The sequence below is a fragment of the Qipengyuania sp. HL-TH1 genome, assembly GCF_036365825.1.
Classification (GTDB): domain Bacteria; phylum Pseudomonadota; class Alphaproteobacteria; order Sphingomonadales; family Sphingomonadaceae; genus Qipengyuania; species Qipengyuania profunda.
Map to the genome: position 1 here is coordinate 759,435 of NZ_CP142675.1, position 13,825 is coordinate 773,259.

Annotated in this window: 14 protein-coding genes, 1 tRNA gene and 1 pseudogene; 6 read left to right on the forward strand and 10 right to left on the reverse strand. The window is 64.7% G+C overall.

The genetic code is table 11. From position 1 onward, the window contains the following. Window positions 1-6: 6 nt before the first annotated feature. The 5 genes from VWN43_RS04325 to VWN43_RS04345 form a co-directional block, all read right to left on the reverse strand. Complete coding sequence (locus VWN43_RS04325; protein ID WP_320180515.1) at window positions 7-441, reverse strand: type II 3-dehydroquinate dehydratase; 435 nt, start codon at window positions 439-441, stop codon at window positions 7-9. A gap of 96 nt (window positions 442-537) precedes the next feature. After that, window positions 538-1,014: a hypothetical protein gene (locus VWN43_RS04330; protein ID WP_320180514.1), complete on the reverse strand. Its 477-nt coding sequence runs from the start codon at window positions 1,012-1,014 to the stop codon at window positions 538-540. A 326-nt stretch (window positions 1,015-1,340) separates the two neighbouring features. Then, a complete protein-coding gene (locus VWN43_RS04335) occupies window positions 1,341-2,366 on the reverse strand; it encodes an IS110 family RNA-guided transposase (protein WP_320179836.1) in 1,026 nt (341 codons plus the stop codon). Window positions 2,367-2,464: 98 nt separating this feature from the next. Further along, window positions 2,465-2,878 carry a holin family protein gene (locus VWN43_RS04340; protein WP_320180513.1) on the reverse strand — a complete coding sequence of 138 codons (414 nt, stop codon included), beginning with the start codon at window positions 2,876-2,878 and terminating at the stop codon, window positions 2,465-2,467. A 120-nt stretch (window positions 2,879-2,998) separates the two neighbouring features. After that, a tRNA-Pro gene (locus VWN43_RS04345) sits at window positions 2,999-3,075 on the reverse strand. 202 nt (window positions 3,076-3,277) lie between these two features. On the opposite strand from VWN43_RS04345, the gene yajC reads away from it, so the two are divergent. From yajC to secF, 3 genes are read left to right on the forward strand one after another with little or no spacing between them, the layout of a single operon-like run. Then, the gene (yajC, locus tag VWN43_RS04350; protein ID WP_253517118.1) at window positions 3,278-3,604 is read left to right on the forward strand and encodes a preprotein translocase subunit YajC; all 327 of its coding nucleotides are present in this window, start codon (window positions 3,278-3,280) and stop codon (window positions 3,602-3,604) included. 15 nt (window positions 3,605-3,619) lie between these two features. After that, a complete protein-coding gene (gene secD, locus VWN43_RS04355) occupies window positions 3,620-5,218 on the forward strand; it encodes a protein translocase subunit SecD (protein ID WP_320180512.1) in 1,599 nt (532 codons plus the stop codon). A gap of 13 nt (window positions 5,219-5,231) precedes the next feature. Continuing rightward, on the forward strand, window positions 5,232-6,209 hold the full coding sequence (gene secF, locus VWN43_RS04360; protein WP_253517111.1) for a protein translocase subunit SecF: 978 nt from the start codon (window positions 5,232-5,234) through the stop codon (window positions 6,207-6,209). Here the strand turns inward: secF and VWN43_RS04365 are convergent. Then, window positions 6,206-7,396, reverse strand: a complete 1,191-nt coding sequence (locus VWN43_RS04365) for a glycosyltransferase (RefSeq protein ID WP_320180511.1) — start codon at window positions 7,394-7,396, stop codon at window positions 6,206-6,208. The genes secF and VWN43_RS04365 overlap by 4 nt on opposite strands. Next, entirely contained in the window at window positions 7,393-7,965 is a 573-nt protein-coding gene (locus tag VWN43_RS04370; RefSeq protein ID WP_320180510.1) for a helix-turn-helix transcriptional regulator, read from the reverse strand. The genes VWN43_RS04365 and VWN43_RS04370 overlap by 4 nt, the downstream gene beginning before the upstream one ends. 94 nt (window positions 7,966-8,059) lie before the next feature. Between VWN43_RS04370 and VWN43_RS04375 the strand changes: the two genes are divergently transcribed. Beyond that, on the forward strand, window positions 8,060-8,536 hold the full coding sequence (locus VWN43_RS04375; protein WP_320180509.1) for a DUF6456 domain-containing protein: 477 nt from the start codon (window positions 8,060-8,062) through the stop codon (window positions 8,534-8,536). Window positions 8,537-8,602: 66 nt separating this feature from the next. Here the strand turns inward: VWN43_RS04375 and VWN43_RS04380 are convergent, their stop codons facing one another. The 3 genes and pseudogenes from VWN43_RS04380 to VWN43_RS04390 all read right to left on the reverse strand — a co-directional run bounded on the left by VWN43_RS04380 (window position 8,603) and on the right by VWN43_RS04390 (window position 12,574). After that, window positions 8,603-9,169 carry a uracil-DNA glycosylase family protein gene (locus VWN43_RS04380; protein ID WP_320180508.1) on the reverse strand — a complete coding sequence of 189 codons (567 nt, stop codon included), beginning with the start codon at window positions 9,167-9,169 and terminating at the stop codon, window positions 8,603-8,605. Further along, window positions 9,166-10,969, reverse strand: a pseudogene (locus VWN43_RS04385) (ABC-F family ATP-binding cassette domain-containing protein). The gene VWN43_RS04380 and the pseudogene VWN43_RS04385 overlap by 4 nt, the downstream one beginning before the upstream one ends. A 42-nt stretch (window positions 10,970-11,011) precedes the next feature. Next, window positions 11,012-12,574 carry an amidohydrolase family protein gene (locus tag VWN43_RS04390; protein WP_320180506.1) on the reverse strand — a complete coding sequence of 521 codons (1,563 nt, stop codon included), beginning with the start codon at window positions 12,572-12,574 and terminating at the stop codon, window positions 11,012-11,014. Between the two features lie 126 nt (window positions 12,575-12,700). Between VWN43_RS04390 and VWN43_RS04395 the strand changes: the two genes are divergently transcribed. Further along, on the forward strand, window positions 12,701-13,420 hold the full coding sequence (locus VWN43_RS04395; protein WP_320180505.1) for an SIMPL domain-containing protein: 720 nt from the start codon (window positions 12,701-12,703) through the stop codon (window positions 13,418-13,420). Between the two features lie 67 nt (window positions 13,421-13,487). After that, window positions 13,488-13,793, forward strand: coding sequence for a PepSY domain-containing protein (locus VWN43_RS04400; RefSeq protein ID WP_253517091.1), 306 nt, complete (start codon window positions 13,488-13,490; stop codon window positions 13,791-13,793). Window positions 13,794-13,825 lie beyond the last annotated feature (32 nt).

Sequence of the window (13,825 nt, forward strand, 5' to 3'; positions counted from 1 at the left end):
GGCGAATTAGAGCGCGGCCGCTTTCTCCAACGCTACGGCATAGCCCCGCGCGCCCAGTCCTTTGACCTCGTCCACCGCGCCCATGCCCACATAGGAGATGTGACGGAAGGCTTCGCGCGTCGCAGGGTCGGACAGATGGACCTCGATTACGGGCAATTCGATCGCCTTGATCGCATCGAGCAGCGCGATCGAGGTATGCGTATAGGCCGCGGCGTTGAGCAGCACCGCCTTGGCTCCGACATTGCGTGCCTCGTGCAGCCAGTCGACCAGCACGCCCTCGTGATTGGTCTGGCGAAATTCGATCTCGAGGCCCAGTTCGCGCGCCTTCTCGCCTAGCATAGCCTCGATATCGGCGAGCGTATCGGAGCCGTAGATCTCCGGTTCGCGCGTGCCGAGCAGGTTGAGATTGGGGCCGTTTAGAACAAAGACGGTGTCGGTCATGGGGAAGGGGTTAGCGGCTGCCCGCAATATGGCAAAGCGGAAGGTCGGCTGGCGACCTGATAACGGACCTTCAAGCGCGTCAGCGAAGGATATGAACTATCGCTGGGCGGTGACGGGTTCGAGCGAGATAATTTGGTCAATGATCATGAGGTGCTCGTAGCTGGCGGCGTGGCCGAAGTATCCTGGCACCTTGGTTCGTCTCCCCACAAACTCGATGCGATGGATACCATCAGGTGGAATGTCATCCAGTTCAACGTTATCCGCAAACTCAAGCCAAATGCCGCGCTTTGCCATCCAATCGCAAGTATCTGCTGGGTCAGGACAGAAGTTAGTCCATTCCCACCCATGCTCCCAAAGCCCACTCCATCGCTGTGCTGGGAGCATTTCATAGCAATCAGGGTCGTCAGGGCGCCACTCGATGAAACCACCAAAGCGAACCTCGTCTAGACAGGTTTGGACCATGCCCGGATGGGATTCCCGGAACGCGATAAATTCCTCATCCGAAATGGCAGGTTGAGGTTGCTCGCAACCGAGAAGTGGCGTCAACAAAGGGAGAACGAAGATAGCTTTCACCAAACGACTATGAAACGCTTCGCTGCCGATGACAATTGAACCCTCTCGAATGGTCCGCTTTCCATCTGTGGACGCCCCGCAGGATGCAAGCGGATTTTTGAGAGTTTTGGCACGTAGTCGGATGCTGCCATCTGTCCGGCCTCCTGGTGCAGCTTTTTGTGCTGCGGGCCCGTATGGGAGTTCGCGGACCGGAACCACATCACCCTTAGCGTGCTGATGAAGCACGGTGGAAAGCCCTGGTTCTTCCGATCCCGTCTCGCCGACTGTTTTGCCATACTCTCCTTCGTCCGCCTACGTCCTTCCGACGACCTCTGGTCCGCCTCGGCTTACGCCGCGACCGCGACCGGAGCTCTGTAATCCTCGTTCCTGGTCATCACTGCCCAAACGATCCGCGCCGTCTTGTTGGCCAGCGCGACCGTTACCAGCATGCGCGGTTTGCGCGCCAGCATCTGTTCCAGCCACGATCCTTTGGGCGCACCGCGTCTGCTGGCCTGGAGCACGACTGCGCTGCTGCCGATGATCAGCAGCCTTCGCAATGTGCGCTCGCCCATCTTTGAGATCGCGCCCAGCTTCTGTTTGCCGCCAGTCGAGTGCTGCCTGGGAGTAAGCCCGACCCATGCGGCAAAGTCGCGGCCCTTGGCAAAGGTGCCCGGCGGCGGCGCCAGCGCGGTGATCGCGGTAGCAGTGATCGGCCCGATGCCCGGAATCGTCATGAGCCGGCGCGCGGTCTCGTCCTCGCGAGCACGCCGAGCGATCTCCTTATCCAGTTCGGTAATGCGGTCGCTCAGCACTGCCATCTGGTCCAGCAAGGTTCTCAGCACTGGCCTTGCAGCCTGCGGAACTGCATCTGGATCCTCCAGCAGCGCGGCCAGCTTCTTCATATGCGCCAGACCCTGCGGCGCGATCCAGCCATGCTCGGTCATGTGGCCGCGAACGGCGTTGCTGATTTGCGTGCGCTGCTTGACCAGCAGGTCGCGCGCCCGGAACACCAGCGCGGCTGCCTGCTGCGCCTCCGTCTTCACCGGCACAAACCGCATGCTCGGCCGCTGTGCCGCCTCGCAGATAGCTTCGGCATCCGCCGCATCGTTCTTCTGACGCTTCACGAACGGCTTTACGTAAGCCGGCGCGATCAAACGGACATCGTGGCCCAGCTTGCTCAGCTCGCGAGCCCAGTGATGCGCGCCGCCGCAGGCCTCCAGCACTACTTGGCAGGGCGGCTGCGAGGCGAAGAACTCCAGCAGCCTGGCTCTGCTGACCTTCTTGCGGAGCACCGCGCGCCCCGATGCATCCGCGCCGTGCACCTGAAAAACAGACTTTGCGATATCGAGACCAATTATGCTAACTTCCGACATGGACGCCTCCTTCACTAGTGGTGTGTAAACACCTCCACTATGGCACATCGATGCCGTCGGGGGGCGTCCACCCCATCACCCAATAGCAGCCTCCCCAACTACTGGTCCACGCCCTTGACCTTTCCCCATTGGCGCGCCGCGGTGTAGCCGAGGTAGCCGGTGCCGAAGAGCGCGTAGAGCGCTTCGGGCAGGGCGGCGAGGTAGCGGGTCATGCCTTCGCCGATCGCGCGCGCGGCGGTGGGGTCGAAGGCGGCGATCACGCCCATCGGGACGCTGAACAGGATCAGCGCATACATGACATAAAGAAAGCTCGGCCGTGCGCGGCTGGTCCAGGGGTCGGCGCTCTGTGCCTCTGCGACGATAGCGGACAGGCGCGCCTCGATTTGCTGCAGTTCCTGCGTGCCCTCGAGCGCGAGCAGTTCGAGCTTGGCCTTCGCCCGCGCTTCCTTGTCGGGGATCACCTTGTCGATGATCGAGGCGATCGGGCCGATAAGCGATTCGATAAGCGGCATAAGGCGTCTCCGGTTGGTGAGACCGAATCAGATAACCACATCGGTTCGTGTAGGAAAATGATTCGCGTGTTTGCGCGTCCGCTTGGGCGCGTCGGTTCGGCGAAATGGGAGGGAAACCACTGGTCGGGATGACTGGATTCGAACCAGCGACCCCCACACCCCCAGTATGGTGCGCTACCAGGCTGCGCTACATCCCGAAACCAGTGGAGGCGGCCCTATAGGGCGGGTGTTTGTGCATGGCAAGCGGAGTTCGCAGGCATTTCGTTGCCCCGGCATCGCAATGCTGCTAACCGCGCCGCACTTTCGCAAGAAGGACTGCGCAGGCCGCTTGAACCGGCCGCGCGCATCGCCCAATTGCGGATCCGACCGACACGCAAATTTCCGACAGGTATTCCTCCGATGATCGATTTTCTCGCCGCCGCCGGAAGCGCCGCCGCCGGGCCGCCCGCATGGACCGGCTGGGTGCTGCCGCTGGGCATGCTGCTGATCCTGTGGTTCCTCATCCTGCGCCCGCAGATGCGCCAGCAGAAACAGCACCGCGAACGCGTTGCCGGGCTTGGCAAGGGTGACGAAGTGGTCACCGCCGGCGGTCTCGTCGGCAAGATCACCAAGGTAGACGAGCATTTCGTCCACGTCGAACTTGCCAAGGGCATGACCGTCAAGGCGGTGCGCAACACGATCGGCGAAGTGCTGTCGTCGCGCAACACGCCCGCCGCGAACGACTAGGGACGCCTCACCTCCATGCTCGATTTCCCTACCTGGCGTAAGGTCTGGCTCTGGCTGATTACCGGTCTGTGCATCGCCGCCGCGCTGCCCTCGCTGCTGTCGGCCACCAGTGTCCGCTGGCCCGATGCGCTGCCCGACCCGATGGTCAACCTCGGTCTCGACCTTGCCGGTGGCAGCCATATCCTGCTCGAGGCCGATGCCGCGCAGGTGGCGACGCAGCGGCTCGAGAACATGGAAGAGAATGTGCGCAACACCATGCGCCGCGCCGAACCGCGGATCCGCATCGGTGACGTATCGACCCGTGACGGACGGCTGAGCTTCATGCTCGACGATCCGGGGCAGGTCGACCGCGCACGCGAACTGCTGCTGCCGTCGATCAATGGCACCGGATTGGTGCGCGAATGGGATCTGGCGGTCGAGGATGGCAATCGCATGATCCTCACCCCCACCTCCGAGGGGATCGACCAGGCGGTCGGCGATGCAATGGAAAGCGCGACCGAAGTCGTGCGCAAGCGTATCGACGAACTCGGCACGCGCGAACCGACGATCATCCGCCAGGGCGATACGCGCATCGTGGTGCAGGTCCCCGGCCTGCAGGACCCCGACCAGCTCAAGGCGCTGCTCGGCCAGACCGCCAAGCTCGAATTCAAGCTCGTCGACCAGAACGCGCTGCCCAGCGATGTGCAGCAGGGCCTCGCCCCGCCGGGGTCCGAAATCTTCGCCTATGCCGATACGTCCGCCTTTGCCGGATCCTCGCTCGCAGTGCGCCGCCTCGGCGGCATCCGCGGCGACAATCTGACCGGCGCGCAGCAGAGCTTCGACCCGCAGACCAATGAGCCGGTGGTCAATATCCAGTTCGACAGCGATGGCGGGCGCCGCTTCGCCAAGCTGACCACCGAGAACGTGGGCAAGCCCTTCGCGATCATCCTCGACGATACGGTGCTGTCCGCGCCCAATATCAACGAGCCGATCCGGGGCGGTACGGCGCAGATCTCGGGCGGTTTCTCGGTCGAGACTGCCAACCAGCTGGCGATTTCGCTTCGCTCGGGCGCGCTCCCGGTCGACCTCGCAGTGATCGAGGAACGCACCGTGGGTCCCGATCTCGGCGCCGATTCGATCAAGCGCGGCATGCTCGCCATGCTGGTCGGTTCGCTGCTGGTCATCGCGCTGATGATTGCCAGCTATGGCCGTTTCGGCGTTTACGCCACGGTCGCGCTGGTCATCAACGTCGCCATGCTGCTGGGCATCATGGCCGCGCTCAACACCACGCTGACCTTGCCCGGTATTGCCGGTTTCGTGCTGACGATCGGTGCGGCGGTGGACGCCAACGTGCTGATCAACGAGCGTATCCGCGAGGAACGCAAGCGCGGGCGCCGCGTGGTTGCCGCGGTCGAGAACGGCTACAAGGAAGCCAGCCGTGCGATCTACGACGCCAACGTCACCAATTTCATCGCCGGCGTGCTGCTGTTCCTGTTCGGATCGGGCCCCATCCGCGGCTTCGCGGTGGTGCTGATCATCGGCCTGTTCACCAGCGTCTTCACCGCGGTCACGCTGACCCGCATGTGGGTGGCCGACTGGCTGCGCAAGGCCAAGCCCAAAGACATCGTGCTGTAAGGAGGGCGACGATATGAAACTGCTCAAGCTCGTCCCCGACGACACCAACATCAAGTTCCTCCGCTGGCGCGTGCCCTTCTTCGCCATCAGCATCCTGTTGATCGCGGCCAGCTGGGCGCTGGTCTTCACCAAGGGGCTCAATTACGGCGTCGACTTCGCCGGCGGCCTCGAAGTGCGCGCGACCTTCACCCAGAGCGTCGAAGCCCCGGTGGGCGAATTGCGCGAAAAGGTGGCCACACTCGGCTATGGCGATCCGGTGGTCCAGCGCTTCGGCGAAGACAACCAGGTCTCGATCCGCGTGCGCCTGCCCGACGAGGTTTCGGCCGACAAGGAAGCCGCTCAGGCTGCCGCGAACGATATCGTCGAGACGCTGCAGACCGATTACGAGGACTTCCGGCTCGACGGGAATGACAATGTCTCGGGCAAGGTCTCGGGCGAATTCCGCCAAACAGCGCTGTATGCACTGCTGGCCGCGATGGGGGCGATCGCGCTCTACATCTGGATCCGGTTCGAATGGCAGTTCGGCGTGGGGGCGCTGTTCGCGCTGTTCCACGATGTCAGCCTGACGCTGGGCATGTTCTCCCTGTTCCAGATGGAATTCAGCCTGCAGATCATCGCGGCGATTCTCGCGATCATCGGCTATTCGCTCAACGATACCATCGTCGTTTACGACCGCATCCGCGAGAATCTGAAGAAGTTCCGCAAGATGGAATTGCCTGCGCTCCTTGACCTGTCGGTCAATGAAACGTTGGCGCGGACGGTGATGACCTCGCTGACGCTGCTGATCGCTCTGCTGCCGCTGCTGCTGTTCGGGCCGGCCAGCCTGTTCGGCATGGTCGCTGGCATCACGCTGGGCCTGTTCGTGGGTACCTACAGCTCGGTCTATATGGCGGCGCCGATCCTCGTCTGGCTGGGCGTCACCAGCGACAGCTTCGTGCCTACCGAAACCGTGGCCGACCAGCAGGAAAAGAAGGCGCGCGGCCTGGTCTAGGCAATCGCGTCGTAATGGGCGGCGAGCGCCGCGGCGTTCGCTTCCCAACTGAATTTCTCGACCGTCGCCGCCACCGTCTCGGGTGAGCGGGGGCGGCGGGTCACCAGGTCGATCCCCTCGCGAATGGCGCGGCAATTGCGCGCGACGATGACCCCGGCTTCGGGCGCGGTCACCACTTCGCGCGCGCCGCCCGCGTCGGTGATGACCAGCGGCGTTCCGCAGGCCAGCGCCTCGATCCAGGCATTGGCAAGGCCCTCGCTGGCCGAAGGCAGCACCATGGCATCGGCAGCCGACAGGATCGGCGGCAGCATCGTCGGGGCCAAGCTGCCAAGGAAATGGACCCGCTCGGCCACGCCGACTTCTTTCGCCAGCGCGCGCAGGCTCGTTTCGTCTTCGCCCTTGCCGACCAATAGCAATCGCGCCTGCGCCAGATCGGCCAGCGCCTTGATCACCAAAGACTGGCCCTTGCGTTCGATCAGCGCGCCGACACTCACCAGCAGCCGATCGCCGCTGGCGATGGGAATCGAGAAGGTCTCGCCCAGCCGCGCGCGCAGCCCGACATGGTCCATCGGGCGGAACAGGTCGCGGTCGAGCCCGGTGTAATGCACGGTGATCGTGTCGCGTGCCATGCCCAGCGTGGCCATGTCATCGGCCAGCGCCGCGCATACCGCCAGCACACCCGCCGCCTCGCGCGCGGTTTCGAGCAATGCGTCGCGGCCATAGGCGCGTGCGCCCCAGTAATGGATATCGGCCCCGCGCGCCTTGACCGAGAAGGGTAGGCCGAGTTCGCGCGCGATGATCATCGCCGCGGGTCCGTCGGGATAGAAGAACTGCGCATCGACCAGGTCGAACGGATGGTCCGCATGCAGGCGGCGGGCGAGGGGGAGCACCGCCTTGGCGATCAACCCGGGGTTGAGCCTGCCACCGATCTTCGGAAGCAGCCGAAAGGTCGGGCGATAAACTGCCATTCCGAACTCGCGCCCATCCTCGGCGGCACCCGCCAATGCGCGGTAGCGCCCGAGCGCGACCGGGGGCAGGCCGAGCGGATTGATCACCGTGACATCCCAATGCGTATCGCGCTGCAGCGCCTCGAGCGATTTGGCCACGAAGACGCCGAAGCGCGGATTGGCGGCATTGGGAAACAGCGTCGCCAGCGACAGCACGCGGCGGGTCTTGGCGACGCTCACAGCCGGCGCACCAGCATTTCCGCCACCGCGATCCAGGCGGGACTATCGACCACCTGCTGCTTCTCGCCATGCCCGGGAGGGAGCAGGCCGACCATCTTGCCCTGCCGGTCGATCAGCCGCCCGAAGGCGAAGCGCCCGCCCTTTTTGGGGACCAGCACATCGCGGTTGATCGCGCGCGCCGCCTCTTCGGGATTGAGCTGGCGTAACCACAGTTGGTCGCCTGGGCGGTACTCGCCATGCGGATAGGCGATATCGAGCACCATCAGCGAACCATCGCCGCCCAGATCGGTGGCGAGGATGGCATCCTGCGGCGTAGCAAGCGCTTCGGGTCCGGTCTTTGCCAGCGTGGCGACGACCTGCGGGTGCCCGGCCTTTTCGCTCCGCACCAGCATTTCGGGATCGACCTCGAGCGCCGCGGCGATCCGCTCCATCCATTTGAGCGAGAGATTGCGCATCCCGGTCTCGAGCCGTCCGACCGTCTGCGGGGTGGTCGGCGGCGTGCAGGCCTCGGCCAAGTCGGCCAGCGTCAGGCCCTTCTGCTTGCGGATGTCGCGGATCCGGTTGATCACTTGGCTGCCCCACAGATAACCGATTTGGTTTTTCCTGTTTCCTACAGGAACCGACTCGGCGCAAGGTCAAACTTTCAGAACTAGGGAGACTGCCATGCGCCGCACACTTGTCGAACGCGAACTGACCGAGGAAGGGCCGCGCCGCGGCGCCGCCGCGCATGGCAAACGGCGCAGCGTAACGGTCAATCTCGCCGAAAGCCCGCTTACCTGGCTGCATGCACGCGGGCATCTGACCGAGCGACAGTTCGATGCCGGGGAACGGCTACGCGCCGATTACGAACGCGCGCAGATCGCCCCTTCGACCTCCATGCGTTGGGATCCAGTGCGGGTCGATGGCGGCGCCGCGGACCGCGACCTTACCCCGACCGAGCACCAGCTTGCGGCAAAGGACCGCTTCGATTGTGCGATGCGCGAGGCAGGACCCGGGCTCAGCGACATTCTATGGCGTGTCGCGTGTGCGGGCGAGGGGCTGCCGGGGGCCGAACGCGCGCTTGAATGGCCCGCACGCAGCGGCAAGCTGGTGCTCAAGCTCGCGCTCGACCGGGTGGCGGTTTTCTACCGGATCGGCTGAGGCGGGATATTTTGCGCAGGACAGTGGTCCATGTGGTCCATGTCGTTGGGAGCCAACCGTCCAGTCCTATACGCGCTGCGCAACCGCCTTGCGCAATACGGGCAGCACTTCGGCTTCGAACCACGGGTGCTGGCGCATCCAGATGGTCGAGCGCCACGCGGGGTGGGGCAGGGGGATGAAGTGCGGGAGGTAGTCGCGGAATTGGCGTACCCGGTCGGTCATCGACAGCGTGCGCGCCGCGGGCAGATATCGCGCCTGCGCGTAGGTGCCGACCAGCAGGGTCAGCCGGTCCTCGGGCAGCACGTCGAGCACGCGCTCGTGCCACTGTGCGGCGCATTCGCGGCGCGGCGGTTTGTCGCCGCCGCTCGCCTTGCCAGGATAGCAGAACCCCATCGGGACCAGCGCGACTCGCGCAGGGTCGTACATCTGGTCCTTGCTCAGCCCGGTCCATTCGCGCAGCCGGTCGCCGCTGGCATCATCCCACGGAATGCCGCTTTCATGGACCTTCGATCCGGGCGCCTGACCGATGATCAGCAACCGCGCGGTTGCCGAGAAGCTGGCCACGGGGCGCACGCCGTGCGGCAAGTGATCGGCGCAGATGCGGCAGGCCGCGATCTCGGCCTCGAGGCTCACCCTTCGACCGCCTCCGCCAGCATCAGCCAGCGCTCCTCCGCGGCATCCTTCTCGGCGCGGGCGTTCTCCAGGCCCTTGGAGATATTGGCGAAGCGCTGCGGATCGGCAGTGTAGAGTTCGGGATCGGACAGGATCGCCTCGCCCTTGGAAATCGCGGTTTCGAGTTCCTCGATGCGCGTCGGCAGCAGTTCGAAGTCGCGTTGGTCCTTGTAGGAAAGCTTGTTCGACTTTGCGGGGGGCGGCGGGGCGGCGGGTTTCTCGGCCTGCTTCTCAGCCTTGGGTTTGCCCGCGACCGGCTGGCGGCGCTTGCGCTCCCAGTCCTCGTAGCCGCCCGCGACCACATCGACCTTGCCGGTCCCGTCGAGGCCGAGCGTAATGGTCACCGTGCGGTCGAGGAAGTCGCGGTCATGGCTGACGATCAGCACCGTGCCTTCGTAGTCGGCGATGACCTCCTGCAGCAGGTCGAGCGTTTCGAGGTCGAGGTCGTTGGTCGGCTCGTCGAGCACCAGCAGGTTGCTCGCCTTGGCGAACTCGCGCGCCAGCAGCAGCCGGCTGCGTTCGCCGCCCGACAGCACGCTGACCTTCATGTCGACGATCTTTGGATCGAACAGGAAGTCCTTGAGATAGGCCTGCACATGCTTGCGATTGCCGCGCACATCGATCCAGTCGCCGCCTTCGGCGAGCACGTGCCGCACCGTCTTGTCGGCGGTGAGCAGCTGGCGTTGCTGGTCGATCATCACCCCGGTCAGCGTCTTGGCGATGTCGACCTTGCCGCTGTCGGGTGCGAGTTCGCCGGTAAGCATCTTGAGCAGCGTGGTCTTGCCCGCGCCATTGGCGCCGACAATGCCGATCCGGTCACCGCGCTGGATCTCGCAGCGAGAACGGCTTGATGATCGTCCGGTCGCCATAGGCCTTGGTGATGTTCTCGGCCGCGATCACCGATTTGGACTTGAAGTCTTCCTCGGTCGCCAGCTTGAGCTTGGCGGTGCCAGCGGCGTCGATCATCGAAGCGCGTTGCGCGCGCATCTGGCCCAGCTTCTCGAGCCTGCCCTGGTTGCGCTTGCGCCGCGCGGTGACCCCGCGCTCGAGCCAGTGTGCCTCGAGCTTGAGCTTGGCGTCGAGCTTCTCCGCCGCGCGGGCTTCCTCGGCATAGACCTGTTCTTCCCATGCCTCGTAGCCGCCAAAGCCCACTTCCTTGCGGCGCAGGCTTCCGCGGTCGAGCCACAGCGTGGTGCGGGTCAGGCGTTTGAGGAAGGTCCGGTCGTGGCTGATGACGAGAAAGGCGCCCTTGTAGCGTTCGAGCCAGCTTTCGAGCCAGTCGATCGCGCCGAGGTCGAGATGGTTGGTCGGCTCGTCCATCAGCAGCAGGTCGGGGTCCTGCGCCAGCGCTCGCGCGATCGCTGCGCGGCGTTTCTCGCCCCCGCTTGCGCCCTTGGTCTCGCGCGCCATGTCGATACCGAGCTGGCCGGCAATGGCGTCGATCTCGTGCTCCTGCGGCGCATGTTCGCCCGCCAGCGCCCACTCCATCAGCGTGGCATGGCCCGAAAGGTCGGGGTCCTGTTCGAGTACGACGATCCGCGTGCCCGGTTTGGTCTTGCGGATGCCGGCATCGGTTTCGACCTGCCCGTCGATCATCCGGAACAGCGTGGTCTTGCCCACCCCATTGCGCCCGATCAGCGCGATGCGGTCGCGCGGGCCGACATGCAGGTCGAGCGGGTCGTGATCGGGCCCGCCGAACAGCCATTTGCCGCCCTGTTGCAGCGCGATGCCTTCGAGGCTGAGAATGGGGGGCTGTGCCATAGGCCGCGCGAGGTAGGCGCGCGGACGCCGCTCCGCAAGACGCTAGCGCGCCGCCTCCTGCTCCGCGACCATCCGCGCGACGTCGGCGAGCAATTGCGGCGCATCGTAAACGATCCCGTCCTTGATGGTCCAGCGCACCCCGCCGACCTGCTCGATCACGCCGGTCTCGCGATTGAGCCGAGTATGGCCCGTGCCATAGAGCACCTTGAGATTGGCCAGCGGGTTCTCGGGCACGATCACCAGATCGGCCAGCTGGCCCACGGCAATCCGGCCCATCGGCGGTTCCTCGCCCAGCGGTTCGTACAGCGCACGCGCCCCGTCGAGCGTTGCCGCGCGAATGACGGCGAGCGGCGACAGGCCCGCCTCGCGCAGCATTTCCAGCTCGCCGATATAGGCGAAGCCCCAGGTCTGGTAGATGTAACCGGGGTCGGAACCGGCGGTGACGCGCCCGCCGCGGTCATGGAAGTCCTTGGTCAGCGCAAACCACTTGGCGTAGAAATTCCGCCACTCGACCTCGTCCTCGCTCGTCCAGTCCTTGTAATAGCTGCCGTGATTGGTCGCGCTGGGCGCGTAGAAATCCATCAACGAGGGCAGTGTGTACCGTGCATGCCAATCGAACCCGCGCGCACGCATCACGTCGCGGCTGGCGGCGTAGATGTTGAAGGTCGGGCTCAGCGTCACGCCGCTCTCGATCAGCAGGTCAACGTAATCGTCCCACGTCTCGCTACCGGGTTCGACGGCCTGCGGGGCAAGCCGGGCAACCCAGGCGAAGCGCGATTGCTCGTCGAAATAATTGTAGTCCTCGGGATAATAGGGGAGCGCGGCGTCTTTCAGCAGGCTTTCGAAATGGCCGTAGAAATGCGTCACGTCGTCGAGGCCGAGTTCGACCGCCTTGCGCGCATTGACTTCGGCCACGCCGGTCTGCGCGAGATGCGCGACGGTGCCCATCTGCTGCTTCTCCGCCTCGTCGAAAGCCGCCGCGAAGACTGCGGGCGAATAGCCGTTGAAGAATTTGACACCCCAATAGCCCTGCGCCTTGGCCCAGCGGACCCATTCGCGCGCCTCGGTTGGGGTGTCGGGCGCTCCGCGCGACCATTTATCGCCAAAGACGGCGTAGGGGATCAGGCGCGGAGCGGTGATGGTGTTGGCGGCGCTGCGGCGCGCGTCCGAAAGGTCGGGCGTATCGGGGCCGAAGTAGAAGCTCACCCCGCGGACCGTGGTCACGCCATGCGCGAGCCACAGCTTGTAGCCATAGGATGGCTGCGGCGCTTTCGAAGCATCGCCATTGTGGCCATGCACGTCGACGAAGCCGGGCAGGATATACATGCCCTTGGCATCGATCACGCGCTGCACGTCTTGCGCCTCGGCGGCGGGGGCGCCGCCCGGATAAAGCGCAGCGATGCGATTGCCTTCGACCATGATGTCGATCGGTCCCGCCGGCGGCGCGCCGCTGCCCTCGATCACCGTCGCGCCGCGGATCAGCAGCTTGCCGAAGGGACCTTCGCCCTCGTCGGCGGCGCGCGCGGGCACGGGCTCCATCTGCGCGACCAGCGGCTGCGTCGCTACCATGGCCAAGGCGGCCAGCGCATATTTCCAGGCTGTCATTCATTCCCTCTCGATCGGCGCTATGGCTAGCGGCAAGCAAGGGCCGAGAAAAGCGGGAACACTTCCGTTCAGCAAGCCGTAAAGCTGTAAAGCCGACATTACGCTCGACAAATGAGGAGCAAATCCATGATCCGTTTCGCTATTCCCGCGCTGGCCATTGCCGCCACCGCTTCGCAGGTACAGGCCGCCGAAGTCCAGATCGTCAGCCAGGGGCCGGTGGTCGAACTGTCGGTGAGCGAAACCGTCGATGCCAAGCCCGACATCGTCGACATCAGCGCCGGCGTGACCAGCCAGGCGCGCACCGCGGTCGAGGCGATGCAGATCAACGCGCGGGAAATGACCGCGGTGATCGACCGCATCAAGGCGCTCGGGATCGATGAAGACGATATCCAGACGACCGGAATCAATCTTGGCGCGCAGTACGATTACGACCAGTCGACCCGCCAGCAGGTGTTCCGCGGCTACCAGGCCTCGAACCGCGTGAGCGTCACCTTGCGCGACGTGAAGCGGGCCGGCGAGGTGCTCGATGCGCTGGTCGCTGCAGGAGCGACCGATATCGGCGGTCCGCGCTTCTCGCTCGACGATGACAGCCCGGCGCGCGCGCAGGCGCGCAAGGCGGCGTTCGACAAGGCGAGGGCACAGGCGGAGGAATATGCCCAATGGTCGGGTTTTGGCGGCGTGAGGCTGCTCGAAGTGAGCGAATCCGTCGCATCGAGCGGACCGATGCCTTTTGCCGAATCGGATGCCCGCCAGGCGATCAAGGTATCGGCGGCGCCGACGCCGGTCGAACCGGGTCTGGTTGGCACGATGGTTTCGCTGACCGTAAAATTCGAGATGACCCGCTAGGCCGGATGAGCGCAAGCACGGACATTCAGTCCTTGTTCAATGCCCCAAGGCTAGGCAGGTTCGCATTATGAAACGCATTTTCGCCTCTTTCCTCGCCTTGGGGCTCGTTACCGGCCCGATCATGGCCGCGCCCGCTGTCGCACAGCCCCGTTCCGAACAGGGCGAGGCGCGGCGTGAGATGAGTGCGGGCAATATCCTGCAACTGCGCGATATCGAGGCGCGTATCCTGCCGACCATGCGCGGGGCGGAATATCTCGGCCCGGCCTACGATTCGACCGCGATGGCCTATCGCCTGAAGTTTATCAGGGATGGCCGCGTGATGTATGTCGATGTCGATGCGCGCACCGGGAAAGTCCTTCGGCGCAGCCGCTGATTTCCGCCGGTGCAACTCCGTTCAGGTTGACG